Source organism: Paenibacillus sp. sgz302148 (assembly GCF_056120465.1).
Map to the genome: position 1 here is coordinate 279,360 of NZ_JBVYOJ010000007.1, position 23,302 is coordinate 302,661.

27 protein-coding genes are annotated in these 23,302 nt (G+C 52.4%); all 27 read left to right on the forward strand.

The genetic code is table 11. The features are described 5' to 3' along the window. Positions 1-2: 2 nt before the first annotated feature. The 27 genes from AC0LWM_RS12950 (at position 3) to AC0LWM_RS13080 (ending at position 23,295) form a co-directional block, all read left to right on the forward strand. Positions 3-722: a demethylmenaquinone methyltransferase gene (locus AC0LWM_RS12950; RefSeq protein ID WP_474675358.1), complete on the forward strand. Its 720-nt coding sequence runs from the start codon at positions 3-5 to the stop codon at positions 720-722. Next, positions 719-1,591: a UbiA-like polyprenyltransferase gene (locus tag AC0LWM_RS12955; protein WP_474675359.1), complete on the forward strand. Its 873-nt coding sequence runs from the start codon at positions 719-721 to the stop codon at positions 1,589-1,591. Before AC0LWM_RS12950 ends, AC0LWM_RS12955 begins: the two co-directional genes overlap by 4 nt. Further along, positions 1,585-2,241: a UbiX family flavin prenyltransferase gene (locus tag AC0LWM_RS12960; protein WP_474675360.1), complete on the forward strand. Its 657-nt coding sequence runs from the start codon at positions 1,585-1,587 to the stop codon at positions 2,239-2,241. The genes AC0LWM_RS12955 and AC0LWM_RS12960 overlap by 7 nt, the downstream gene beginning before the upstream one ends. Next, positions 2,198-3,064, forward strand: coding sequence for a menaquinone biosynthetic enzyme MqnA/MqnD family protein (locus AC0LWM_RS12965; RefSeq protein ID WP_474675361.1), 867 nt, complete (start codon positions 2,198-2,200; stop codon positions 3,062-3,064). The genes AC0LWM_RS12960 and AC0LWM_RS12965 overlap by 44 nt, the downstream gene beginning before the upstream one ends. Continuing rightward, positions 3,061-4,035: a polyprenyl synthetase family protein gene (locus AC0LWM_RS12970; RefSeq protein ID WP_474675362.1), complete on the forward strand. Its 975-nt coding sequence runs from the start codon at positions 3,061-3,063 to the stop codon at positions 4,033-4,035. The genes AC0LWM_RS12965 and AC0LWM_RS12970 overlap by 4 nt, the downstream gene beginning before the upstream one ends. Before the next feature lie 95 nt (positions 4,036-4,130). Further along, on the forward strand, positions 4,131-4,574 hold the full coding sequence (gene ndk, locus AC0LWM_RS12975; protein ID WP_474675363.1) for a nucleoside-diphosphate kinase: 444 nt from the start codon (positions 4,131-4,133) through the stop codon (positions 4,572-4,574). Between the two features lie 217 nt (positions 4,575-4,791). Continuing rightward, entirely contained in the window at positions 4,792-5,568 is a 777-nt protein-coding gene (locus AC0LWM_RS12980) for a CheR family methyltransferase (RefSeq protein WP_474675364.1), read from the forward strand. A gap of 73 nt (positions 5,569-5,641) precedes the next feature. Then, positions 5,642-5,806: a hypothetical protein gene (locus AC0LWM_RS12985; RefSeq protein WP_474675365.1), complete on the forward strand. Its 165-nt coding sequence runs from the start codon at positions 5,642-5,644 to the stop codon at positions 5,804-5,806. A gap of 210 nt (positions 5,807-6,016) precedes the next feature. Next, complete coding sequence (aroC, locus tag AC0LWM_RS12990) at positions 6,017-7,186, forward strand: chorismate synthase (RefSeq protein ID WP_474675366.1); 1,170 nt, start codon at positions 6,017-6,019, stop codon at positions 7,184-7,186. Position 7,187: 1 nt separating this feature from the next. Then, complete coding sequence (gene aroB / locus AC0LWM_RS12995; protein WP_474675367.1) at positions 7,188-8,285, forward strand: 3-dehydroquinate synthase; 1,098 nt, start codon at positions 7,188-7,190, stop codon at positions 8,283-8,285. Continuing rightward, entirely contained in the window at positions 8,285-8,656 is a 372-nt protein-coding gene (gene aroH / locus AC0LWM_RS13000) for a chorismate mutase (protein ID WP_474675413.1), read from the forward strand. Before aroB ends, aroH begins: the two co-directional genes overlap by 1 nt. 357 nt (positions 8,657-9,013) lie before the next feature. Beyond that, positions 9,014-10,573, forward strand: a complete 1,560-nt coding sequence (gene trpE, locus AC0LWM_RS13005; RefSeq protein WP_474675368.1) for an anthranilate synthase component I — start codon at positions 9,014-9,016, stop codon at positions 10,571-10,573. A 19-nt stretch (positions 10,574-10,592) separates the two neighbouring features. Next, positions 10,593-11,645 (forward strand): anthranilate phosphoribosyltransferase, encoded by a 1,053-nt coding sequence (trpD, locus tag AC0LWM_RS13010; protein WP_474675369.1) that lies wholly within the window; start codon positions 10,593-10,595, stop codon positions 11,643-11,645. Beyond that, positions 11,635-12,450, forward strand: a complete 816-nt coding sequence (trpC, locus tag AC0LWM_RS13015) for an indole-3-glycerol phosphate synthase TrpC (RefSeq protein WP_474675370.1) — start codon at positions 11,635-11,637, stop codon at positions 12,448-12,450. The genes trpD and trpC overlap by 11 nt, the downstream gene beginning before the upstream one ends. After that, a complete protein-coding gene (locus tag AC0LWM_RS13020; RefSeq protein WP_474675371.1) occupies positions 12,447-13,181 on the forward strand; it encodes a phosphoribosylanthranilate isomerase in 735 nt (244 codons plus the stop codon). Before trpC ends, AC0LWM_RS13020 begins: the two co-directional genes overlap by 4 nt. Beyond that, the gene (gene trpB, locus AC0LWM_RS13025) at positions 13,178-14,383 is read left to right on the forward strand and encodes a tryptophan synthase subunit beta (protein WP_474675372.1); all 1,206 of its coding nucleotides are present in this window, start codon (positions 13,178-13,180) and stop codon (positions 14,381-14,383) included. The genes AC0LWM_RS13020 and trpB overlap by 4 nt, the downstream gene beginning before the upstream one ends. Next, positions 14,370-15,176, forward strand: coding sequence for a tryptophan synthase subunit alpha (trpA, locus tag AC0LWM_RS13030; RefSeq protein ID WP_474675373.1), 807 nt, complete (start codon positions 14,370-14,372; stop codon positions 15,174-15,176). Before trpB ends, trpA begins: the two co-directional genes overlap by 14 nt. Positions 15,177-15,376: 200 nt before the next feature. Then, complete coding sequence (gene hisC / locus AC0LWM_RS13035) at positions 15,377-16,474, forward strand: histidinol-phosphate transaminase (protein ID WP_474675374.1); 1,098 nt, start codon at positions 15,377-15,379, stop codon at positions 16,472-16,474. A gap of 24 nt (positions 16,475-16,498) precedes the next feature. Then, the gene (locus AC0LWM_RS13040) at positions 16,499-17,590 is read left to right on the forward strand and encodes a prephenate dehydrogenase (protein ID WP_474675375.1); all 1,092 of its coding nucleotides are present in this window, start codon (positions 16,499-16,501) and stop codon (positions 17,588-17,590) included. A 468-nt stretch (positions 17,591-18,058) separates the two neighbouring features. Next, complete coding sequence (locus tag AC0LWM_RS13045; RefSeq protein WP_474675376.1) at positions 18,059-18,652, forward strand: RNA polymerase sigma factor; 594 nt, start codon at positions 18,059-18,061, stop codon at positions 18,650-18,652. Then, complete coding sequence (locus AC0LWM_RS13050) at positions 18,649-19,251, forward strand: anti-sigma factor family protein (protein WP_474675377.1); 603 nt, start codon at positions 18,649-18,651, stop codon at positions 19,249-19,251. Before AC0LWM_RS13045 ends, AC0LWM_RS13050 begins: the two co-directional genes overlap by 4 nt. A gap of 62 nt (positions 19,252-19,313) precedes the next feature. Then, positions 19,314-19,904: a histidine phosphatase family protein gene (locus AC0LWM_RS13055; RefSeq protein ID WP_474675378.1), complete on the forward strand. Its 591-nt coding sequence runs from the start codon at positions 19,314-19,316 to the stop codon at positions 19,902-19,904. 107 nt (positions 19,905-20,011) lie between these two features. Then, positions 20,012-21,154 (forward strand): hypothetical protein, encoded by a 1,143-nt coding sequence (locus AC0LWM_RS13060; protein WP_474675379.1) that lies wholly within the window; start codon positions 20,012-20,014, stop codon positions 21,152-21,154. Positions 21,155-21,223: 69 nt separating this feature from the next. After that, positions 21,224-21,727, forward strand: a complete 504-nt coding sequence (locus AC0LWM_RS13065; protein WP_474675414.1) for a gamma carbonic anhydrase family protein — start codon at positions 21,224-21,226, stop codon at positions 21,725-21,727. Between the two features lie 93 nt (positions 21,728-21,820). After that, positions 21,821-22,003 (forward strand): IDEAL domain-containing protein, encoded by a 183-nt coding sequence (locus AC0LWM_RS13070; protein WP_474675380.1) that lies wholly within the window; start codon positions 21,821-21,823, stop codon positions 22,001-22,003. Positions 22,004-22,077: 74 nt separating this feature from the next. Continuing rightward, positions 22,078-22,512: a DUF2487 family protein gene (locus AC0LWM_RS13075; RefSeq protein ID WP_474675381.1), complete on the forward strand. Its 435-nt coding sequence runs from the start codon at positions 22,078-22,080 to the stop codon at positions 22,510-22,512. A 237-nt stretch (positions 22,513-22,749) separates the two neighbouring features. Next, positions 22,750-23,295 (forward strand): QcrA and Rieske domain-containing protein, encoded by a 546-nt coding sequence (locus AC0LWM_RS13080; protein ID WP_474675382.1) that lies wholly within the window; start codon positions 22,750-22,752, stop codon positions 23,293-23,295. Positions 23,296-23,302 lie beyond the last annotated feature (7 nt).

Consider the following 23,302-nt stretch of genomic DNA (forward strand, 5'->3'; position numbering starts at 1 on the left):
CTATGGATGGAAAGGCAAAAGAAAAGTTCGTTCATTCCGTATTCGAGAGCATCGCGCCCAAGTACGATCTGATGAACGATATTATCAGCATGGGCCGTCACAAAGCGTGGCGAAAATTCACGATGCGGAAAATGAACGTAAAGCCGAACGATTCGGCGCTCGATATATGCTGCGGCACTTGCGATTGGACGATCAGCTTGGCTCAAGCCAGCGGTACGGGACGCATCGTGGGGCTGGATTTCAGCCAGAATATGCTCGATTACGGCAAGGCGAAGATCGATCAGCTGAATCTGGACAAGCAAATTCAACTCGTTCGGGGCAATGCGATGGATTTGCCTTTTGAAGACAACCAGTTCGATTACGTGACAATCGGTTTCGGATTACGCAACGTGCCGGACCTCGTGCAAGTGCTGAAGGAAATGCAACGTACCGTCAAGCCCGGAGGCATGGTCGTGTGCCTCGATACGTCGAAGCCGACCTGGCAGCCGTTTAAGGCAGTGTATTATTTATATTTCCGGCACATTATGCCGCTTATCGGCAAGTTGGTTGCCAAACGTCACGAACAGTACAAATGGCTGCCGGAATCGTTAATTACGTTCCCGGATCATAAGAAGCTGGCGCAAATTTTTCGCGATGTCGGTTTGACCGACGTTAATGCTTACCCGCTGTTTGGCGGCGTCGCCGCTTTGCATATCGGGATCAAGGAGAAGCAAGTGAAATGAAAAAATTTAAAGTCTTCCTAGAAATGATCAAGTTCGAGCATACGCTGTTCGCATTGCCTTTTGCATTCATGGGCGCAATCTTGGGCGCTGTCGTGATCTCGGACCGACTTCCGACATGGGCGGAGATCGGTTGGATTATCGTAGCGATGATTGGCGCACGAAGCGCGGCAATGGGGCTGAACCGCTTGATCGACACGGCGATTGACAAGAAAAACCCGCGGACCGCGAACCGTGCGATCCCGGCCGGATTGCTCGGCATCAAAGAAGTTCTTATTTTCATCATCATTTCGTTTATTTTGCTTTTCGTCGCAGCGTCCCAGCTCCATCCTTTGTCGATGAAGCTGCTGCCGATCGCTGTATTTTTAATGGTCATCTACTCTTATACGAAACGTTTTACTTGGCTCTGCCACGTTTTTCTCGGTTTTACGATCGCGCTTGCACCGCTTGGCGGCTGGGTTGCGGTAACCGGACAGGTAGATATTACGGCAATCATTTTTTATGTAACGGTTGCGCTTTGGACGGCTGGATTCGATGTTATTTACGCTTGTCAGGACTATGAGTTCGACCGGAAGGAAGGTCTTCATTCCATCCCGGCGCGATTCGGCATTCGCGGCGCACTTTGGATTGCGCGCGCGTTTCATATCGTCACCGCGATCGGCTTTATTACCTTGCTGTTGATCACCGATTTGAGCTGGTGGTATTTGATCGGCACGATCGTGGCGAATGCGATCTTGTATTATGAACACCGTTTGGTGAAACCAACCGATCTTAGCAAGCTGAATACCGCATTTTTCACCATGAACGGAATATTAAGCTGTGTCGTATTTTTCTTCACGTTCCTGGACTTGGTGGTGCTGCATAAATGGTAATCGGCGATTCGCGCACGAAGAAAAAATGGGTTGTCGGCATTACAGGCGCAAGCGGAGCCGTTTACGGTGTCCGCTTGTGCGATTACATGCTGCGTGCAGGCTATCATATTCATCTGATCGTAACCGACGCCGGCTGGCGCGTGTTGAAGGAAGAGCTTGGCTGGGATGCTGCGCATCGCCAAGCGACAATCGAAACGAAATTCGGCGGCCTGTCCGGCGATTTGACGTATCATCCGGTGCAGGATATCGGCGCGAGCGTGGCTAGCGGATCTTACCGGACGGACGGCATGGTCATTGTTCCATGCTCGATGGGCACTTTGTCCGGCATTGCGCGCGGCGCATCCGACAACTTGCTTGAACGGACGGCTGACGTGATGCTGAAGGAAGGACGTCCTCTGCTGCTCGTCCCGCGCGAAACGCCGCTGCATGCGATTCATCTTGAGAATATGCTGACGCTGGCTCGAATGGGCGTGCGGATCATCCCCGCGATGCCGGCCTTTTATTACAACCCGCTGTCGATGGATGAAATGATCGACTTTATGGTAGGCAAAGTGCTGGACAACATGGGGATTGATCATCAATTGTACAGAAGATGGGGCGATACGAATGACCGATCTGCAGCAGGAGATCATCCGAATCGGGAAAATTAACTATACGAACGTATGGCCGATGTTTTATTACTTTGACCGAGCGAAGCTGAGCGCGCCGATTGAATTGGTCGAGCAGGTTCCGACGTCGCTCAATCGCGCCATGCTTGCCGGCACCGTGGACATGGGGCCGATCTCGTCGTTTGCTTATGGCGCATCGTTCGATCAATATGTCTTATTTCCCGACATGTCGGTCAGCGCGTTCGGCAAAGTGAATTCCATCTTATTGTTTCTGAAAAAACCGCTCTCCGAAGTCATTCACGGTACGATTGCGCTGCCGACGACATCGGCGACATCCGTAAATTTGCTGAAAATTATCGTAGAACGTTTTTACGGCGGTAAACCGATTTATGTTGACGCCGCCCCATCCCTGCCCGACATGCTCGATGTAGCCGATGCGGCACTTCTGATTGGCGACGATGCGATTCGGGCAAGCTGGAGCAACGAAGCGTACGAGGTACTCGATCTGGGCGAGCTGTGGCGGGAGTTTACAGGCTGCAGCATGACGTTCGCCGTATGGGCGATCCGCAAGGAGACCATCGCGCTGCGTCCTTCCCAGGTGAAGGAGATCGTCGAAGCCTTTCTCGAGAGCAAGCGCTTGAGCTTGAAGCAGCTGGATTCGCTGTCTGAGACGGCATTTCGGCAAATCGGCGGAACGGTGACGTATTGGCATAACTACTTCTCGCAGCTGATCTTTGATTTTGGACAATCGCAATGGAATGGTTTACAATTATACTTTCAGTATGCATGGGAGCTCGGATTAATCGATCATAAAGTTCCGTTGCAAATCTGGTCCGGACAAACTGTCGTGCAGGTGAACGAATGAAACTATTGGATATTTACGCCACACTTAAAAAAGACTTTAACTACATCGAAAAAGAACTGGCTCATAGCGTACAAACCGATCACGATCTGCTCAGCGAATCGTCGAGCCACTTGCTGAAGGCAGGCGGCAAACGGATTCGTCCCGTATTCGTGCTGCTGGCCGGCAAGTTCGGCCAATACGACGTGAAACGGCTGAAGGACGTCGCCGTTCCGCTGGAGCTCATTCATATGGCTACGCTCGTCCATGACGACGTTATCGACAATGCCGATACGCGCCGCGGACAGCTGACCGTCAAGTCCAAGTGGGACAACCAGGTGGCCATGTATACCGGCGATTACATTTATGCCAAAGCGCTAACGATTGTCACGCAGTTGAACAATCCTGTGCTCCATCAAATATTGTCCAAGGCGATCGTACAAATGTGCATCGGCGAAATGGAGCAAATTCGCGACTTCTTCAATACGGGGCAAACCGTCCGCAACTATTTGCTGCGCATTCGGCGCAAGACGGCGCTTCTTATTGCGATCAGCTGCCAACTGGGAGCCGTTGCTTCCGATGCGCCGGCCAAAATCAGCCGCATGCTGTACCGGTTCGGGTACAATGTCGGCATGGCGTTCCAAATTCGCGACGACATTCTGGATATATGCGGCACGGAGCAGCAGCTCGGCAAACCGCCTGGGAGCGATATGCGCCAGGGCAACATTACGCTCCCGGTATTGCTCGCGTTGAAGGAGCCGGATATCGCAGGCAAGATACTCGAAGATATCGCGGTCATCCGGGCAACCGAAGGCAAATCGGACAACAGCCGGGTGCTGGATCTGATCCGCAACAGCGCGGGCATCAAATGGGCGGAGCAGCTTGCGAACCGTTATATCGACAAAGCGATTAAAGCTTTGGATACACTGCCCGATATCCCGGCAAAAACGAATTTAATCGATGTCGCCCATTTCGTGGCGAAGCGCTCATACTAATTCATTGCTCCCGGCGTTCACACATCAGGTATGATGTGGTAAAGTATAGACAACAATGGTGATATAAGTTGGTTTGCCGGAAGGGGGAATATAGTGTGGAAAGAACTTATTTGATGGTCAAGCCGGATGGCGTGCAGCGCAGCGTGATCGGCGAAATCGTAAGCCGCTTCGAGAAAAAAGGTTTTCAGCTCGTCGGGGCCAAGCTGATGCAAATCACGAGGGAGCAAGCGGAGTATCATTATGCCGAGCATCAGGGCAAGCCGTTTTTCGAGAGACTCGTGAGCTTCATTACGTCCGGACCGGTTTTTGCGATGGTTTGGGAAGGCGAGGAAGTCATTGCCTTATCGCGAATGATGATCGGCAAAACCAATTCGCTTGAAGCCCTGCCAGGCACGATTCGCGGCGATTATTGCGTACATACGAACATGAACTTGATTCATGGCTCCGATTCCCCGGCAAGCGCCGAGAGGGAAATTTCGAACTTCTTCAAGCCGGAAGAGCTGTTAAGCTACGACAAAGCAATTCAGATTTGGATATAGAATAAGCCGCAAGAAGCCGGCAACGATGGCGAACGCCACGTTGCCGGCTTTTTTTTTGGCTGCTGCGAAATACTGAATGGAATGGAGTAGGGATAAAGTCTGATTTTTCGGAAGCCGCCATGTCAAGCAGGAAAAATATGCACGGGCAGGGAATAAGTCATGAAACGACACCGATTTGGCGAAACATGTCGTACTTGGGTTGGAGCGTGATTTCAGCATGGAGGATCAAGATTTTGCACTGTTTATTAAGCGAGTGAAGGATGCCACCGCCATTGATTTGGCTCAATACAAAGAAGCCCAGATGAAGCGCAGGCTGACGACGCTGCGGCAGAAGCACGGCTACGGCACGTTCGTTTCATTTTTTGATGCGATGGTGAAAGATAAGAAGCTTTTCTATGAATTTCTCGACCGGATGACGATCAACGTATCCGAATTTTGGCGCAACCCGAATCGGTGGGAAATTCTCGAACAGAGGTTCATTCCGGACATGCTGCGGGGTACTAGGCGTCTTAAGCTGTGGAGCGCCGCTTGCTCGACGGGGGAAGAACCGTATTCCTTGGCGATGATCTTGGCGGAGAAAGGCGTGTTGAACGAAGTTCAGCTTCACGCGACAGACATCGATGAAGGCGCCTTGGAGAAGGCGCGTCAAGGCGTATACATCGATCGTTCCGTCCGCGACGTCCCTGCACCCTATGTGAAAAAATATTTTCACAATGAAAATGTAAGTTATATCATAAAGGACGAGTTGAAGCGAGCGATCAAGTTTCAAAAGCAGAACTTGCTCGTCGACACGTTCGAATCGAATTTCGACTTGATCATTTGCCGCAATGTCATGATTTATTTCACGGAAGAAGCGAAGCATATTTTGTATCACAAATTCGCCAAGGCGCTAAAACCGGGAGGCATCTTGTTCGTCGGCAGCACGGAGCAAATTTTTTCGCCGGGCCAATACGGCCTCGAATCGGCGGAAACATTTTTCTACCGCAAGGTATAAAAACGAGCGGCACGTATAGTTCCTTCCAATTATTCCAATACTATGGACACCAGATCATTTGGAGGTCAATCGCATGGATAAGCGGAAGGTCATTTCGGCATATCGACGAGGATTCATCACGATTCAAGAATGCGCGCAAATCCTAGGAATCGACTCGATGCAAATCATCGGTATGATGAGCGACCCGCAGCTTGCGGACAATCCGCAGCTTTTGAAAAAACAGCCGGTGAACAGTTAAAAATGTACGGGGATTCATGCACGCTATCTAAGCCGAAATTCGGCAAGGATAGCGTTTTTTGTATTCCAACGCCTATCGAGCCGATCGCCGCGGACTGGGTTCATTTTCTTGTCAAACCGGCACGGCTATACTATAATTAGCAAAGAAATGAGGACAGAACGTGGCTGTATGGCGCATTGAGCTTGTCCGGAGCTAGGGGGAAAACCATCCATGAGTTTACGATATTTAACAGCGGGCGAGACGCACGGTCCGCAGCTAACGGCAATTATCGAAGGATTGCCGAGCAATATGAAATTTTCGTTCGAGGACTTGAACTTCCAATTGCACCGCCGCCAAAAAGGCCATGGACGAGGACGCCGGATGCAAATCGAGAAGGATACGGCGCAAGTGGTCGGAGGCGTTCGTCACGGCAAAACAACCGGAGCGCCGGTTGCGCTCGTCATCGAGAACAACGACTGGAAGCATTGGACAACGGTTATGAATATCGAGCCGATCGAAGGCGGCGACGTGGAGAAGCGCCGGGTTCATCGCCCGCGTCCGGGTCATGCCGATTTGAACGGCGGCTTGAAATACAACCTGCGCGATTTGCGCAACGTGCTGGAGCGTTCCAGCGCCAGAGAGACGGCGGCACGTGTCGCTTGCGGCGCCGTGGCCCGACAGCTGCTGGCGGAATTCGGCATCAAGGTTGCCGGGCAAGTGATTCGCATCGGCGAAATCGAAGCTCCGACCAACGATTTGCCGGTTGACGAGTTGATTCGGCTCACGGAGGAATCATCCGTTCGCGTCGTCGACAAGGAAACGGAACAGAAGATGATGGACCATATCGATCAAATTAAAGCGGACGGCGATTCGATCGGCGGCATCGTCGAATGTATCGTCGAAGGCGTTCCGGTCGGCTTGGGCAGCCATGTGCAATGGGATCGCAAGCTGGACGGCCGGATCGCGCAAGCGGTCGTATCGATCAATGCGTTCAAGGGCTGCGAAATCGGCATCGGCTTCGAAGCGGCCAAGCTACGCGGCTCGAAGGTGCATGACGAAATCATGTATTCGGAGGAAAGAGGCTTCTATCGAGCAACGAACCGTCTCGGCGGCTTCGAAGGCGGCATGACGACGGGCGAGCAAATCGTCGTACGCGGCGTCATGAAGCCGATCCCGACGCTATATAAGCCGCTGCAAAGCGTCGACATCGATACGAAGGAAGCTTTTACCGCTCAAGTGGAACGTTCGGATGCTTGTGCCGTGCCGGCGGCCAGTGTCGTCATGGAAAGCGTCGTCGCTTGGGAAGTGGCGAAAGCGTTCCTCGAGAAGTTCGGCGGCGACTCCATCGAGGAAATCCGCGCGAACTTGAACAACTACTTGGCGCAAGTGGAGCGGTACTAAGATGCGGGAGCTAACAGTTGATCTTGGCGACCGTTCGTATCCGATTTATATCGGAGAAGGGATATTAAACGAAATTGCGTCATTATTCGAGAAGCATCGAATCGGCAAAGGTTCGCCTTTGCTGATCGTCACGGACGAGCATGTTGCGCCGTTGTACTTGGAGAAAGTCGAGCAGCTACTGCAAGCCGGAGGCTACAAAACGGCGCATGCCGTCGTTGCCGCAGGCGAAAAATCGAAGTCGCTCGCCGTGCTCGAGGATGTCGTCAAGGTTGCGCTGGAGGCCGGACTCGATCGCAAATCGACGGTCATTGCGCTAGGCGGCGGCGTTGTCGGCGACCTGGCGGGATTCGTTGCCGCAAGCTACATGCGCGGCGTCCGCTTCGTGCAAATTCCGACGACGATACTGGCGCACGACAGCAGCGTCGGCGGCAAGGTGGCGGTCAATCACCCGCTGGCGAAGAACATTATCGGCGCATTTCATCAGCCTGACATGGTGCTTTATGACATTGCAGCGTTACAGACTTTGCCCGCACGGGAAGTACGCGCCGGATTGTCCGAAGTGATCAAGCATGGGCTGATCTGGGACCGTGAATTCGTCAATTGGTGCGACGAGCATGCGGAACAGCTGCTCAGCCTGGACTCTGAAGCGCTGAGCTACGCGTTATACCAAGGGTGCCGTGTGAAGTCGATCGTCGTGTCGCAGGATGAGCGGGAAAACGATCTTCGCGCGATTTTGAACCTAGGGCATACGATCGGGCATGCGCTGGAGGCCGTAGCCGGCTACAACGAGCTGCTGCACGGCGAAGCGATTTCCATCGGCATGGTTGGAGCTGCACGGCTCGCCGTCGAGCTCGGCAACCCTGCATACATCCACGACGAGACCAAGCGGATATTCGGAAAATTCGGACTGCCGGTTGACATTCCCGCGCATCTGGATGTCGAGCAAATCATGAGTGCGATGATGCACGACAAAAAGTTCAATGAAGGCAGCATGGTGTTCATCGTGCCGACCGACATCGGCAAAGTGGAAATCAACAAAAACGTTTCCGCGGCTCTTGTGAAGAGCATTGTGGAGCAATTGAAACGGAGGCCTGCATGATGGCATTACGCGGCATTCGCGGTGCGATTACAGTCAAGCATAATGAAGAGAAGGAAATTTTGGACGCAACAATCGAGCTGCTTAACGATATCGTAAAACAGAATAGCATCATTCCCGAAGATATTTGCAGCGTGTTCGTTACGATGACGACAGATCTGGACGCAACGTTCCCGGCAAGAGCGATTCGCCAAATGAACGGATGGGAACTTGTGCCGCTCATGTGCAGCATCGAAATCCCGGTACAAGGCAGTCTGCCGCTATGCATTCGGTTGATGGTTCAGGTGAACACGGAGAAGAAACAAAACGAAATCGTCCATGTATATTTGAACGACGCAGTCAAGCTTCGTCCGGATTTGGCGGGCAAAGCGTAGAAAAGCTTGAAGCCGTTACGGTTCAGCGGTGCAACGTGCGCGAAGCCGCAGCATGACCGTCTGCTTAACAAGCGGCTTAAAAAAACGCTGCGCACCCTATTGACGCCGCGGCGTCCAATCGGTTATAGTGGATTCAGCAAAGTTGAGAAGAGTAGAGTTAAGTTGAGATGAGAAGAGAAGAGTCGAGCATAGCCTAGCTGAGGGAATCGTGTATTTCGCATTTTTTTGCGATCCCTTTTGTTTGCTATTTTGCTAAGGATTCATACTTCATAATCAACGAACCGGCCTCTACTTTGGTAGAGGTCTTTTTTATTTGTTCAACATAAATTCTCATCATGCAAAAGGAGATGAACGCTCATGTACACACCGCAACTGACGCAAGTGATCCAAATGGCGGAACGATACAACCTGATTCCGGTCGCACGGTCCTTTATGGCCGATACGGAGACGCCGATCCGAGTATTCCAGCATTTCTACGAGGAGCCTCGGGCATTTTTGCTGGAAAGCGTGGAGGGCGGTGTGAAATGGGCGCGTTATTCGTTTATCGGAACGGACCCGTTCATGCTCGTCCGCGGCAAAAACGACAAGATGGAAATCGAAGTGAACGGCGTCGTCCATACGGCGACGGAGAAGCCGCTTGAGCTGCTGAAGGCGCACCTTCGATCGTACAAAAGCCCGGCGCTGCCGGACCTCCCGCCGTTTACGGGCGGAGCGATCGGATTTTTCGGCTACGACCTGCTGCAGCATTACGAGAAGCTGCCGGCACACCGCATCGACGATCTGAACATGAACGATCTGCAGTTTATGTTCTGCGACCAGGTGATCGTATTCGACCATTTCAAGCAACAGATCCAAGTGATCGCCAACGTCCATATTCGCGAGCATGCGACCGATGCCGAAATCGCGGAGGCTTATGCCGCGACGTGCCGCAGAATCGACGCTACGATCGAGCGCTTGAAGCAGCCGATCACGATGGCGGCAACGCCGCATCGCCCGGTGCCGCAAGATATCGAATTGGGCGAAGTTCACTCCAACGTGACGAAGGAGCAGTTTCTTGCCAACGTCGACAAAGCGAAGGAATACATTCGAGCAGGCGATATTTTTCAAGTGGTGCTGTCACAGCGTTTCAACATCGATACGACGATTTCTCCGCTGCATGTTTATCGCGTGCTGCGCACGATGAACCCGTCGCCGTACATGTACTATTTGAAGATGGACGATGAGGTCATCGTCGGCACGTCGCCGGAAGCGCTCGTCAAAGTTGACGGCGACCGCGTGGAAACGAGGCCGATCGCCGGAACGAGACCGCGGGGCCGGACGCCGGAAGAAGATTTGGCGCTGGAGAAGGAGCTGCTGGCCGACGAGAAGGAACGCGCGGAGCATCTGATGCTCGTTGACCTGGGGCGCAACGATATCGGTCGGGTGTCCGAATTCGGCTCGGTCAAATGCGATTCGTACATGGAGATCGAACGATATTCGCACGTCATGCACATCGTCTCGAACGTGATCGGCAAGCTGCGCGAAGACAAAGATTTCTTCGACGCCTTCATCTCCTGCTTGCCGGCCGGCACCGTATCGGGCGCGCCGAAGCTGCGGGCGATGCAAATCATCGCCGAGCTGGAGAACGAAGCGCGCGGCGCTTACGCGGGCGCGATCGGCTACCTCGGATTTTCGGGCAACTTGAATACGTGCATCACGATTCGGACGATTATTTTCAAGCAAGGCAAAGCTTACGTTCAGGCGGGGGCCGGCATCGTATGGGATTCCGTTCCGGAGAACGAATACGTGGAAACGATCAATAAGGCGAAAGCGCTGCTGAAGGCAATCCGCGCGGCGGAATCGATTTTCGCTCCGGAGGAGCCTGCTCCGTATTATGCGGGAACGGCGAATCTCGACTATTTTGTTCATTCATCGTAAAGTAGGGAGGTAGAATCATATGACGGTTCACTATGAAACGCCGTTTACGATACAACATGCGATAGCGAAGGTGATCGGCGGAAACGATTTGTGCCGCGAGGAAGCTCGGGATGTCATGAGTTCGGTCATGGAAGGCGAAGTGACTCAAGCGCAGATCGGCGGCTTGCTGACGGCGCTGCGCATGAAAGGCGAAACGGTTGACGAAATCGCCGGTTTTGCGGAAGTGATGCGCGAGAAAGCGAAGCGGGTGCCTACGGAACGGAAAGGGCTGCTTGACGTGGTCGGTACGGGCGGCTCCGGCATTCATAAATTCAACATCTCGACGGCTTCGGCCATTATCGTGTCTTCGGAGTCGGTGCTTGTGGCGAAACACGGCAACCGGGCGATGTCGGGCAAAACCGGCAGCGCGGACGTGCTGGAAGCGCTTGGTGTCAATATTAACCTGACCGGCGAGCAGGCGGCGCAATGTCTGGACGAAATCGGCATCTGCTTTATGTTCGCCCAGCTGTACCATACTTCGATGAAGCATGTAGCGGCTCCTCGCAGAGAGCTTGGCATTCGGACCGTATTTAACGTGCTCGGTCCTTTGACGAATCCGGCGGGAGCCGACCGGCAGCTGCTGGGCGTATACGACCGCAAATTGACGGAGACGCTCGCTTACGTGCTGAAGGAGTTAGGACTTGAGCGGGCGATGGTCGTATCCAGCCATGACGGGCTCGATGAAATCAGCATTTCGGCGCCGACCCAAGTTTCCGAGCTAAAGGACGGCGCCATTCGCACCTACGATATTTCGCCGGAAGAGCTTGGTTTGCAATCGTATCCGCTTAGCGAAGTGATGGGCGGCGACCCGGCGACGAATGCGTCGCTCATCCGACGCGTCTTTCAAGGCGAGCAGGGCGGTTATCGCGATATCGTGCTGGCGAATGCGGGAGCGTGCATTTACGTGTCCGGCCGAGCGGCGACGCTGCAGGAAGGCGTGCACCGCGCGGCGCAAGCGATCGATTCCGGACGCGCGCTAAGCAAGCTTGAGCAACTTATACATTACACGGGAGAACTGAGCCATGTTTCTTGATAAAATCGTAGCGACGAAACAACACGAAGTGGAAAAACTGAAGGCAACCTTCTCCTTGGCGGAGATGGAACGGCAAATTAGCGGCATGGCTCCGTGCCTTGGCTTTGCGGACGCGCTGTCTAGCCGCCGCCATCGTGCAATGGGATTGATCGCCGAGGTGAAGAAGGCATCCCCGTCCAAAGGGCTGATCCGTGCCGATTTTAACCCCGTAACGCTCGCTCAGGCATATGCCGCGGCCGGTACGGACTGCATTTCGGTGCTGACGGATGTCGAATATTTTCAAGGGTCCAACGACTATTTGACCCAGGTGCGTCAAGCGGTGAACGTGCCGCTTCTGCGCAAAGATTTTACGATCGATTATCGCCAGGTCTATGAAGCGCGTGCGATCGGTGCCGACGCGATTCTGCTTATCGCCGCGATTTTGACGAAAAAGCATATGCAAGAACTGCTTGGCGTGGCGAGCGATCTTGGTTTGGACGTACTCGTTGAGGTTCATGACCGCGAAGAACTGGAAACGGTACTGGAACTGGACGGCGTCCGATTAATCGGCGTCAATAACCGCAACCTGAAGACGTTCGTAACCGACTTGAAGACGACCGAGGAACTGATCGGATTGATGCCGAAAGGCGTGACGATCGTCAGCGAAAGCGGCATTTCGAGCCCGTCGGAAATCGAATATTTGCAATCGATCGGCGCACAGGCCGTTCTCGTCGGCGAACATTTCATGCGGCAGGGCGATGTCGGGCAAGCGGTAGCGGATTTGCTCGGGCCTCTGGCGAGCGAAGTCGAAGGTGCTGGACGATGAGTCCGGAACAGGCTCGCGCGGCCGGAACGACCGTCAAAATTTGCGGGTTGATGTCCGTCCCGATGATCGAATCGATGCTTCACCTGCCGATCGATCATATCGGTTTCATATTCGCTCCGAGCAAAAGGCAGGTGACATCGGAGCTGGCAAAAGATATGATAGAAGCTGTGCGGAAAAAAGCAGGCCGCCGGCCATTGACTTTTGGCGTGTTCGTGAACCCGTCCATGGAGCAGCTGGAGCAGTTGCTCGCCGTTGCTCCGCTGGATGTCGTGCAGCTGCATGGCCAGGAGACGCCGGAGTTTTGCCGGCAGGTGAAAGACCGGCTGCCGGTTGATGTTTACAAAGTGTTTTCCGTTGCAGAGTCGGTCTCGGCGGAAAATGCAGGCGAAGGCGAAACGGCTGAAGATCGGCAAAGCGCGGAAGCGATTGCCGCTCAACTTGACCCATACCGCGGCTGCATCGACGGCATGCTGCTGGACACGTACGACCCGATCGTTGGCGGCGGGACAGGCAAAGCATTTGCATGGGACCGGATCCCGCCTTACGCGGCTTGGACCGCTCAAGAAGGCATTCCGCTCCTTATTGCCGGCGGGTTGGACGCCGACAACGTCCAAGGACTAGTTTCCGCGTTCCGTCCGAACGGAGTGGACGTGTCAAGCGGCGTCGAAACGAACGGCGCCAAAGATATTGCGAAAATTACTGCATTTGTTGAAAGGGTGAAGCGATCATGAATCAAGTGCCTGACGAGAACGGACGTTTCGGCAAATTCGGGGGCAAATATGTGCCGGAAACGTTAATGAACGCGCTGATCGAATTGGAAGAGGCTTATAAGCACTATTCGAAGGATGCGGAGTTTATCGAAGAAGTCAACTATTTGCTGCACAAGTATTCCGGACGTCCGACGCCGCTTTATTATGCGGAGCGTTTGTCGGAAACGCTTGGCGGCGCGAAAATATACTTAAAGCGCGAGGACCTGAACCATACGGGCGCGCACAAAATCAACAATACGATCGGACAAGCGGTTCTTGCCAAACGAATGGGCAAGAAGAAGGTCATCGCCGAGACGGGCGCAGGCCAACACGGCGTTGCGACGGCGACGGTAGCCGCATTGCTCGGCATGGAATGCAAGGTGTTCATGGGCGAAGAGGACATGAAGCGCCAGCAGTTGAATGTGTTCCGCATGCAGCTGCTCGGCACGGAAGTCGTTCCTGTCACGTCCGGCACGCGCACGTTGAAGGATGCGTGCAACGAAACGCTCCGTTACTGGGTGAGCCACGTACACGACACGTATTACATTCTCGGTTCGGTTACCGGACCGCACCCGTATCCGATGATCGTGCGCGATTTCCAGCGGATTATCGGCGACGAGTCGCGCAAACAAATCCTGGAGACGGAAGGCAGACTGCCGGATTACGTCGTAGCGGCCGTTGGTGGCGGCAGCAACGCGATGGGGATCTTCTATCCGTACGTCGGCGACGAAACGGTCAAGCTTGTCGGCGTAGAAGCCGCGGGCAGAGGGGTCGACACGGAATTCCATGCGGCGACGATGACTAAAGGCAGCCACGGCGTGTTCCAAGGTTCGCTTAGCTACGTGCTGCAGGACGAGTTCGGCCAGGTGCAGCCCGCGCATTCGATTTCGGCAGGACTGGATTACCCGGGCATCGGGCCGGAGCACTCGTACCTCAAGGATAGCGGACGGGCAACGTATTATCCGATTACCGACAAGGAGGCGCTTGATGCGCTGCAGCTGCTGAGCCGCACGGAAGGCATTATTCCGGCGCTGGAGAGCGCTCACGCGATCGCGCAAGTGGTAAAGCTGGCACCGACGTTAGGCAAGGAAGAAATCATCGTCGTTAGCCTTTCGGGCCGCGGCGATAAAGACGTCGAAGCGATCATGTCGTATTTGGGAGGCGAGTCGAATGAATCGCATTGATCAAGCCTTCAGCCGGCTGAAAGCGGAGAATAAGACGGCGTTGATCCCGTTTCTTACCGTAGGGGATCCCGATATCTCGACTTCGATCGAGATCATCAAACAACTGGAGCTGGCCGGAGCCGACATCGTTGAACTTGGCGTGCCGTATTCCGATCCGCTCGCGGACGGTCCGGTCATCCAACGGGCATCGCAGCGCGCACTCGAGCATCGCATTTCGATCCTGGACTGCATCAAGGCGGCGAAGCAAGCGAGAGAGCAGGGCATCGAGCTTCCTTTTATCCTGTTTACGTATTATAACCCCGTCCTGCGCCTTGGGCTTGAGCGTTTCTTCGGGCTGCTAGCCGACAATGAAATCAGCGGCATCATCATTCCGGACTTGCCGATCGAAGAAGACGGCCAGGTACGTGAGCTGTCCAAGCAATATGGCATTCATCTGATCCCGCTAGTTGCGCCGACGTCCAGAGACCGGATCGTTCGCATCGCACAAAACGCTTCCGGATTCGTCTACTGCGTATCGTCGCTCGGGGTAACCGGCGTCCGCACGCAATTTGCCGAAGGCATCGATGAGTTTCTTGAGACGGTGAAACGTTCCGCATCAGTTCCCGTGGCCATCGGATTCGGCATTTCGACGGCGGAGCATGTCAAACATTTCTCTACGATTTGCGACGGCGTTGTCGTCGGCAGCGCAATCGTGCGCCAGATCGAAGAGGTGCTTCCTCTGCTCGCAAACGCGGAGACGAAAAGCGAAGGACTCGCTGCCATTCAGCAATTCGTGAGGAATTTAAAAGGCTAACCGAACTCCTGTCACATAAGCTTCAACGTGCCTTCGATCGAACATCGGCGGTACGTGAAGCTTTTTTTGCGGCAATGAACGGCTTCCCTTGCGAAAATCCGGGTGGAAAGTATGGTCCAATTCAGTTACAATACTTGATATATTGGATGTCATAACCCAAATGCTATCATGCATTCTATTCTATGTTGAGGTGACTTAAGATGCAGCCGAAATCGAATATTGTTCATTTACCTGTATACCAGCCGGGCAAACCGGTGGAGGACGTGAAGCGCGAGCTTGGACTCACCGAAGTAATCAAGCTGGCTTCGAATGAAAACCCGTACGGTTCCTCGCAAAAAGCGAAAGACGCAATCGTGAGCGAGCTGCAAAATACGCACATTTATCCGGATGGCGGCAGCGTTTCTCTTACTGCTGTATTGGCCGAACATTTAGGCGTGCACCCGAAGCAAATTATTTTCGGAACCGGTTCGGACGAAGTGATTCTAATGATCGCGCGCGCGTTCCTTGTGCCGGGCGATGAAACGATCATGGCGGATCTGACGTTCTCCGTGTACAAGCATAACTCCCAAGTCGAAAACGCTGTTCCGATCGAAGTTCCGCTCGTGAACGGCACGCACGATTTGGACGGCATGCTGGCGAAGGTGACGGACAAAACAAAAATTATTTGGATCTGCAACCCGAACAATCCGACCGGGACAATCGTCTCCACGGAAGCGCTGGAACGTTTTATGCAAAAGGTTCCTTCCGATGTGCTCGTCGTACTGGACGAAGCATATTGCGAGTTTGTCATCGACCCAAGTTATCCGAACGGGCTTGAGTTCGCCCAAAAATATAAAAACGTCGTGCTGCTGCGCACGTTCTCGAAAATTTACGGCCTTGCCTCGCTGCGCATCGGTTATGCCGTCGGCGACCCTGAAGTCATCCATTCGATCAATCAAGTTCGCGAGCCTTTCAATACGTCCAGCTTCGCTCAAGCTGCGGCAAGGGCCGCTCTGCAGGATTCGGAATTTATCCGGTTCTGCCGCGACGAGAACGCAAAGGGCATCGCTTATTACCAAGAGCATTTCGATCGTCTGGGGTTAACTTATTTCCCGGCTCACGGCAATTTCATCATGGTTGACGTCAAACGTCCGGCAACGCTCGTATTCGACGCGCTTCTTCGCAAAGGATTGATCACTCGCGCAGGCTTTGGCGTGTATCCGAATTGGCTGCGTATCTCCGTAGGCAAGCCTGAGGACAACGAGAAGCTGATCGCCGCGCTGGAGCAAGTTTTAAGCGAAACGGCAGTACAAGCTTAATCTATAAGATAGAAGAGGAATCCGATGATTAAAATAGCGATATTCGGGGTTGGATTGATGGGTGGCTCGCTCGCCTTATGCTTTAAGGGGAAACCCGATCTGGTTGTCGTCGGCCATTCCAACAATCCAGCCTCCGTGGACAAATACCTAAAGCACGAGGTTGTCGATTACGCGACAACCTCGATGCGCGAAGCGGCGGAGGACGCCGATTTTATTTTTCTATGCGGACCTGTTGGTGTGCTTGCGGATAACCTCCGGCAATTAAGCGAATTGCCGCTGAAGCCGGGCTGTATCGTCACGGACGTCGGCAGTACGAAGAAATCGATCGTAAGCTACGCCAGGAGCATCGATTTGCGCGGTGCGTATTTTATCGGCGGGCATCCGATGGCCGGCTCCGAGCGTTCGGGAGTGGCGGCCGCTTCGGCGCTGCTCTATGAAAATGCTTTTTACGTGTTGACGCCGGATCCCGATGTACCGGAAGAAGCATATGAGCGCTTGACCCGTTTGCTTACGCACACGAAAGCGCAGCTCGTCCGGGTGGAAGCCGGGCTGCATGACGACATTGTCGGCGCTATCAGCCATTTGCCGCACATCATCGCGGTTGCTTTAGTCAATCAGGTTTCCGGCTACAACGAGGAAAATGAGTTGTACAAAAGCTTGGCGGCAGGCGGATTTCGCGACATTACGCGGATTGCCTCGAGCGATCCGGTCATGTGGCGCGATATTTTGGTTAACAACCGGCAAGTCATGTTAAAGCTGCTTAAGGATTGGAACGGCAAAATCGACGAGTTTATCGGACTGTTGGAGCAAGGAGACGGCAAAGGCATCGAGAAGCTGTTCCAGCAGGCGAACGCATTTCGAAGCCAACTGCCGGAGCGCCGCAAAGGCGCGATTACGCCGGTATTCGATATTTACGTCGACGTGCCCGACCATCCCGGCATTATCGGCAATATCGCCTCTGAGCTCGGCAACCGCGGGATCAACTTAAGCAATCTGCAAATTATCGAAAGCCGGGCGGACGTCCCAGGCATTTTACGTTTATCGTTCCGGCATGAAGCGGATATGGACCGGGCCGTCGAAGTATTACAAGCTTTGAATTATCCCGTACATGTATAAGATGGAGTTCCTCTAAGATACAATGTATTTTAGGGGAATTTTTTTTAAAAGATTATGAAACGCTTACAAAGTAGGTATTGACAAAATGAAAACGGATACATTATAATAAAAGTACAGTATGGTTTCTCTCCACTCCTATCCAAATAAATTGCACGTGTTGTGCGGCCACTCAGCGATGAGTGGTTTTTTTTTGCTTTCAATAATATTTATATATATCTGTTTTTTCCGCGGCATGTTCTGTCGAGCGAAGCAGGATTTTTGCTGAAAAGACAGAATTAAGTTGTATTGAACCTTTTTGCCGTTTCCATCGTCTAATAGATGAGGGACTCCGTCTGATTGTTTGGAGCAAGGGAAGACATTCGTAATTTTTTTGATTTGAGGCGCAACTTTTTGCTCCCTGCCTAGTCAAACTATATAGTCGGTTTGAACTGGGAGGAAAGCTTGGAATCGCGAGGAGGGTCGCGGGCAATGACCGATTCCCAGTTAATTCGAGAAATTAAAGACGGAAACGTGGAAATGTATTCGGAATTGATGCGGCGCTACCAGCGGAAAATTCTGGCGTTTATTTACCACATGTTGAAGAGCGCACAGCTGGAATTGATGGCTGAAGATTTGTGCTCGGAAACTTTTTATAAAGCTTATCGAAGCTTATACTCGTTCCGAGAGGTAGACGCTTCGTTCGCCACATGGCTATATACGATCGCCCGCAATACGGTACTAAGCGAGCTGCGCAAGCAAAAAACCGGCAACATCTCGCTGGATGAAGGCTTGTTCGTCCCGGAAGCCCCGGCGGATTCGCGTCCCGACTCAACGCTGCTGAGGAATGAACGGATCTCCATGGTTCGCGACGCAATCAACAATTTGCCGGAGAAGCAGCGGTCCGCTTTAATTTTGCGGGAATACGACCAGATGGACTATCAGGAGATCGCCAATATACTGGGACAAACGGTAAGCTCCGTCAAGTCGTTGTTATTTCGGGCAAGAGCCAGTGTGAAGACACAGCTGGAGCCATACTTTCTTGAACCGATTTTTGAGGAGTATGAAGGGATGAACTCACGATGAAATGTGAATCGATACAAGAGCTGTTCGGCGATTATTGGGATTTGCCGGCAGATGATCATAAGCGTGCTCAGGTTGACGATCACATTCGCGAATGTGCCGAATGCTCGGAACAGTTCAGCTTCTGGAAGGAAAGCACGGAACTGATCCAATCGATGTCGAAGTTCGAAGAACCTGTTACATACGATCGAATCTCCAACAACGTCATGGATCGAATTTATTCCGACGAATCCTGGAGAATTCCGGTCCATCATCGGAGCTATTCGTTTTCTCTCCGGCTGAGAAGAAACGCAACGGCGATTATCGCGGTATGCTTGGCGTTGTTCATTTGCAGTTTTTTATATTCCATCGTTTACGATACGCCCGATCGGAACGTCCAAGTGCTTAGCAGCGCATCGGGACTCATGCCTGCCGCAAGCGCCGCGGAAGACGGAGGAATCGTCGATTCGGATTTTTACTTAAATGTACCTACTGCAAGCATCAGCGACCCGTTCGTATTGAAAATGACGCCGACTTACCCGCATTATTGGGTGGCCGTTTCGTTATTCGGTCTCATTTTCGCCCTGCTCATCATGAATTGGTTATCCCGTACAAGAGCATAGTTAACGACTTCGCCTGAGTGCTGCTTAGGCGAATATTTTTTTTCATGAAAGGATCAAGGAATATGACGACAATCGGATTGATTAGACACGGAGTAACGCCTTGGAACGCGGAAGGGCGAATTCAGGGACAAACCGATATACCGCTGAGTGACGAGGGGATCGGGCAAGCAAAAGCTTTGGCGGAACGTCTGGCGAGTGAACGGGGAGCCTGGGATTACGCGATTTCCAGCGAGCTGGGACGCGCCAAGGAAACGGCCCGAATTATCGCAGAGAGGCTGGGTATCCCGCTATTGGAAGAGGATCGTCGATTCAGCGAAAGATCGTTCGGGTCTTTCGAAGGAACGACGTTGAAGGAGCGCATCGATCGGTGGGGGACGGAATGGAAGCAGCATGATCCCGGCGCGGAAACCGATGAAGCGCTGCGGCAAAGAGCCGTCGAAGGGATCGAGGCTTTGTGCGAGCGGTACGAGGGACGCCGTATTCTGATCGTTACGCACGGCGGGTTACTCGCGCAACTGATTATCCGCTTATTCGGCGAAGATCATCAGGAACATATCGGCAATACGTCCTTTACCGTCATCCGTCAGAACGATCGAGGCTGGGACAAATTGATCTACAATTGTACGGCCCACTTGGCAACAACCCGCAACTAGCTCCGCTTTCACACGATTTTCTCCTCCACATAGGAATATTTTTCTGCAAACATCCCATAATGGTACTAGCGGTCTGAATACGGACAGGGAGTTTGCGGAGGTATTTCATGAATCTAGCCGATATGCTTGTCTTTGCAGACATTCATCAATTAAGTAGAATAGCGAATAACTATGAATGCGAGTGCAACGGAAACTCAAAAAACGATTTGATTCAATCCATTCTGTCGACGGTAAACCGTAGGGAAGTTTTTGAGCATCATATCGATCGATTGAGTCTCGAAGATTTGCGTTTTTTGAATTCGCTGCTGTACGATCAGCGAACCGATTTTAGCCTGGAGGAACTGATCGCCCGGGTGCAGCAGACGAAATTTGCCGAAGGCGGGGAAGCCTGTGACACTTCGAGTCAAGCTTCGACCAATCCTCGCGATGTCATCGCGAAGTTTAAGCAATATGGCTGGCTGTTCAATGGATACTCGCAACAGACGAAATATTTGTTCCAGGTACCGCAAGACTTGAAGAAACGGTTCGGCGATACGCTCGCCAAACAATTCGAGCAAAAGCTGACGGTTGTCGAGGAACCCCAGATGTACCGCGACGAACAGATGATGATACTCGAGGACATCTATGTTTTTATGCATTACCTGCATGATCAAGACGTTGCTTTGACAGCGGATGGGACCATGTACAAACGGAATCTGCAACAGATCCTGGACCGGTTTGCCGTGAGAGAAGAGCCTGTAGGCAGGGTAGGTTGGCGATTCGGTTACGGAAGAAGGTTCAAAGACTATCCGAACCGTTTCTCCTTTGTCTACGACTATTGTCATTTCCATGAGTTGATCAGCGAACAAGGCGACCAATTGTGTTTAACAGCACTAGGCAAAGAACGTGTCACGAACGGGCAGAGGGAATTGCTGACGCAAGTATACCGCTTCTGGCTGCGCCTCTACAAAGGGGCGATTCCCAACCTGCTTTCCCTTGTCCACTGGGTGGAACGATTATCCCGAAAGTGGGTGACGTTTCATTCGTTGTACCAAGTGATCGGTCCTTTCATAAAACCGTTCTATTACGATTCCTCGGAATCGATTATGGAACAACGGATCGTTCAAATGATGATGCACCTTGGCTTGGTTCGTGTCGGCGAAGCGGAGGGCTTCGGAAAAACGGTGATGGTAACGAAGCTGGGCAGCGGAGTCATCCATGGCGTCTACGTGCCGCACGAGGACAAGATCGAACTCGCTCCGGAGCGATGAGTCTTATTGAGCTCCTGCCGATGGAACGGTATGATGAATATAGTAATCGTAACGGAGTGATGACAAATGATATATATTCCATACCAAGGTATTGAGCCAGCCGTTCATCCGTCGGTATACGTGGCGGACGGGGTCAAAATCATCGGCGACGTGACCGTCGGCGAACAGTCGAGCATATGGTTCAACGCCGTATTGCGTGGTGATTTGGCGCCGATCCGCATCGGCAATCGCTGCAATATCCAAGATGGCGTGGTGGGTCATGTAAATACGGACCAACCGCTGATCGTCGAGGATGAAGTTTCGGTCGGACATGCCGCGATTATCCATGGCTGCCATGTAGGCAAAGGTACATTAATCGGCATGGGGGCTATTGTATTGAACGGTGCGGAGATCGGTGAATATGCTTTAATAGGAGCAGGATCAATCGTTACGGAGAACAAAAAAATCCCGTCGTACACGCTTGCAATGGGAACTCCCGCCAAAGTCGTCCGAGAATTGACGGAACAAGATTTGCAACGGATGAATAGAACGATGGAGAGCTACGTTGCGAAAGGCGGCGAATACAAGAGATAGCTACACCGACGATTCCTAGTTTCGCATGCGACAGGCAAAGCACTTGCTAATGATGCGGCTTTCTACGTAGAAAGTCTTCAGGAGGTACGTCCTATGGACAAAATTAAAGCATCTTATGAGGTCATGTTGGGTCTCGCTGCGGAAATGATTTTGGATGAAGCGATACGCAAGCATCGGGAAGACCATATATACAAAGAAATCGACAAAGCGCTGGCATCCGGTGACCGAACGACGTTCCGGCAGCTGACGGAAGAATTAAAATCGCTTCATTCGTAGGAAGACTTGCCGATAAAGCAAGTCTTTTTTTTATGCGTGCGAACATGTATGATACAGTACAGGAGAGTGATAGGATGAAATTCAGCGACATTCGCCGCGAGGATTGGCAGGCGCTACACCCGTATTTGGACACCTGCCTGCTGCCTTTGACCGGTCTAACGGGACAAGAAGAGCCATGGCAAGTGACCGACGCGCTGGAGCGGCTGCGCGATGTGATGGACATGGTGGAAATCCCGTATAAGGGGAGAATCGTAACCTACCCGGCCTCTCATTACGGAAACGATGATTCGAAGGCCTACGCGGAATCTGCGAATAAGCTGTGCCGGAACTTGAAAAAAAGCGGTTTCAAATATGTGATCGCGATTGCCTTCGATGAGTTGGTGGGGGAACTCGAATTGCAAGAGGCTGATTTGTTCATTCGACCGCAAATGTGGCAGAACGAAGAACATGACGCACCGGGCAAGGTCGTATCCAAGCATGTCGAAGCGTTATGGAAGTCGGGAAAATAGCGCCAGCCCTGCATAAAATAGCGGTTATCAGGGAAAATAAAATGGCAAAGGATTACGTCGTCCAATTGTGACAAAATCTCAACATTTGCTTGAACTGATTTTATATTTACGAACAATCGGAACGCGAAATTCTTGACGCTCCCATATGACTGGGATATTATTATAATGTCCTTGTTAGTCGTGGAACTTCGATTAGACAGACGCGAGAAATGGTTGGTAAAGGGGGTAGAACACGAGATGCACAACGCTAATAATCACGATCACCACGATGAAGAAATGAAGCCCGTAGCTCGTAAAGAAATGTCCCGTCGACAATTTCTTTCATACACGCTCGGAGGAACAACCGCATTTTTGGCTATGGGACCGGTTATCCCGATGCTTCGATTCGCGGTAGATCCGATTCTCGAGAAAAAGGCTGGAGCCGACTGGGTTAAAGTTGCTAAAGAAAGCGACGTCACGACCGAGCCGAAAACAGTCTCCTTTAAAATCCATCAGGTTGACGGTTGGTACGAAAGCGAAGCCGAGCTTACCGCTTGGATTGCAAAGGATGAGAACAATAAGGTTTATGCCTTGTCCCCGGTATGTAAACATTTAGGCTGCACGATCGGCGGATGGGAAGCTGACGCGAAAGGTGAATACGTATGCCCTTGCCACGGCGCACGTTATGACAAAAACGGCAAAAACTTGGCTGTTGCGCCGGTTCCGCTTGACGAGTACAGCGTCAAGGTAGATGCAGGTAATATTTACTTGGGCGCAATTGTACCGAACACGCGGGTAAAATAATAAGGAG

Excerpts from the sequence above, each read along its gene's own strand:
- AC0LWM_RS12950 (WP_474675358.1), top strand. The coding sequence starts at position 3 with ATGGATGGAAAGGCAAAAGAAAAGTTCGTTCATTCCGTATTCGAGAGC.
- AC0LWM_RS12955 (WP_474675359.1), top strand. The coding sequence starts at position 719 with ATGAAAAAATTTAAAGTCTTCCTAGAAATGATCAAGTTCGAGCATACG.
- AC0LWM_RS12960 (WP_474675360.1), top strand. The coding sequence starts at position 1,585 with ATGGTAATCGGCGATTCGCGCACGAAGAAAAAATGGGTTGTCGGCATT.
- AC0LWM_RS12965 (WP_474675361.1), top strand. The coding sequence starts at position 2,198 with ATGACCGATCTGCAGCAGGAGATCATCCGAATCGGGAAAATTAACTAT.
- AC0LWM_RS12970 (WP_474675362.1), top strand. The coding sequence starts at position 3,061 with ATGAAACTATTGGATATTTACGCCACACTTAAAAAAGACTTTAACTAC.
- AC0LWM_RS12980 (WP_474675364.1), top strand. The coding sequence starts at position 4,792 with ATGGAGGATCAAGATTTTGCACTGTTTATTAAGCGAGTGAAGGATGCC.
- AC0LWM_RS12985 (WP_474675365.1), top strand. The coding sequence starts at position 5,642 with ATGGATAAGCGGAAGGTCATTTCGGCATATCGACGAGGATTCATCACG.
- aroC (WP_474675366.1), top strand. The coding sequence starts at position 6,017 with ATGAGTTTACGATATTTAACAGCGGGCGAGACGCACGGTCCGCAGCTA.
- aroB (WP_474675367.1), top strand. The coding sequence starts at position 7,188 with ATGCGGGAGCTAACAGTTGATCTTGGCGACCGTTCGTATCCGATTTAT.
- aroH (WP_474675413.1), top strand. The coding sequence starts at position 8,285 with ATGGCATTACGCGGCATTCGCGGTGCGATTACAGTCAAGCATAATGAA.
- trpE (WP_474675368.1), top strand. The coding sequence starts at position 9,014 with ATGTACACACCGCAACTGACGCAAGTGATCCAAATGGCGGAACGATAC.
- trpD (WP_474675369.1), top strand. The coding sequence starts at position 10,593 with ATGACGGTTCACTATGAAACGCCGTTTACGATACAACATGCGATAGCG.
- trpC (WP_474675370.1), top strand. The coding sequence starts at position 11,635 with ATGTTTCTTGATAAAATCGTAGCGACGAAACAACACGAAGTGGAAAAA.
- AC0LWM_RS13020 (WP_474675371.1), top strand. The coding sequence starts at position 12,447 with ATGAGTCCGGAACAGGCTCGCGCGGCCGGAACGACCGTCAAAATTTGC.
- trpB (WP_474675372.1), top strand. The coding sequence starts at position 13,178 with ATGAATCAAGTGCCTGACGAGAACGGACGTTTCGGCAAATTCGGGGGC.
- trpA (WP_474675373.1), top strand. The coding sequence starts at position 14,370 with ATGAATCGCATTGATCAAGCCTTCAGCCGGCTGAAAGCGGAGAATAAG.
- hisC (WP_474675374.1), top strand. The coding sequence starts at position 15,377 with ATGCAGCCGAAATCGAATATTGTTCATTTACCTGTATACCAGCCGGGC.
- AC0LWM_RS13040 (WP_474675375.1), top strand. The coding sequence starts at position 16,499 with ATGATTAAAATAGCGATATTCGGGGTTGGATTGATGGGTGGCTCGCTC.
- AC0LWM_RS13045 (WP_474675376.1), top strand. The coding sequence starts at position 18,059 with ATGACCGATTCCCAGTTAATTCGAGAAATTAAAGACGGAAACGTGGAA.
- AC0LWM_RS13050 (WP_474675377.1), top strand. The coding sequence starts at position 18,649 with ATGAAATGTGAATCGATACAAGAGCTGTTCGGCGATTATTGGGATTTG.
- AC0LWM_RS13055 (WP_474675378.1), top strand. The coding sequence starts at position 19,314 with ATGACGACAATCGGATTGATTAGACACGGAGTAACGCCTTGGAACGCG.
- AC0LWM_RS13060 (WP_474675379.1), top strand. The coding sequence starts at position 20,012 with ATGAATCTAGCCGATATGCTTGTCTTTGCAGACATTCATCAATTAAGT.
- AC0LWM_RS13070 (WP_474675380.1), top strand. The coding sequence starts at position 21,821 with ATGGACAAAATTAAAGCATCTTATGAGGTCATGTTGGGTCTCGCTGCG.
- AC0LWM_RS13075 (WP_474675381.1), top strand. The coding sequence starts at position 22,078 with ATGAAATTCAGCGACATTCGCCGCGAGGATTGGCAGGCGCTACACCCG.
- AC0LWM_RS13080 (WP_474675382.1), top strand. The coding sequence starts at position 22,750 with ATGCACAACGCTAATAATCACGATCACCACGATGAAGAAATGAAGCCC.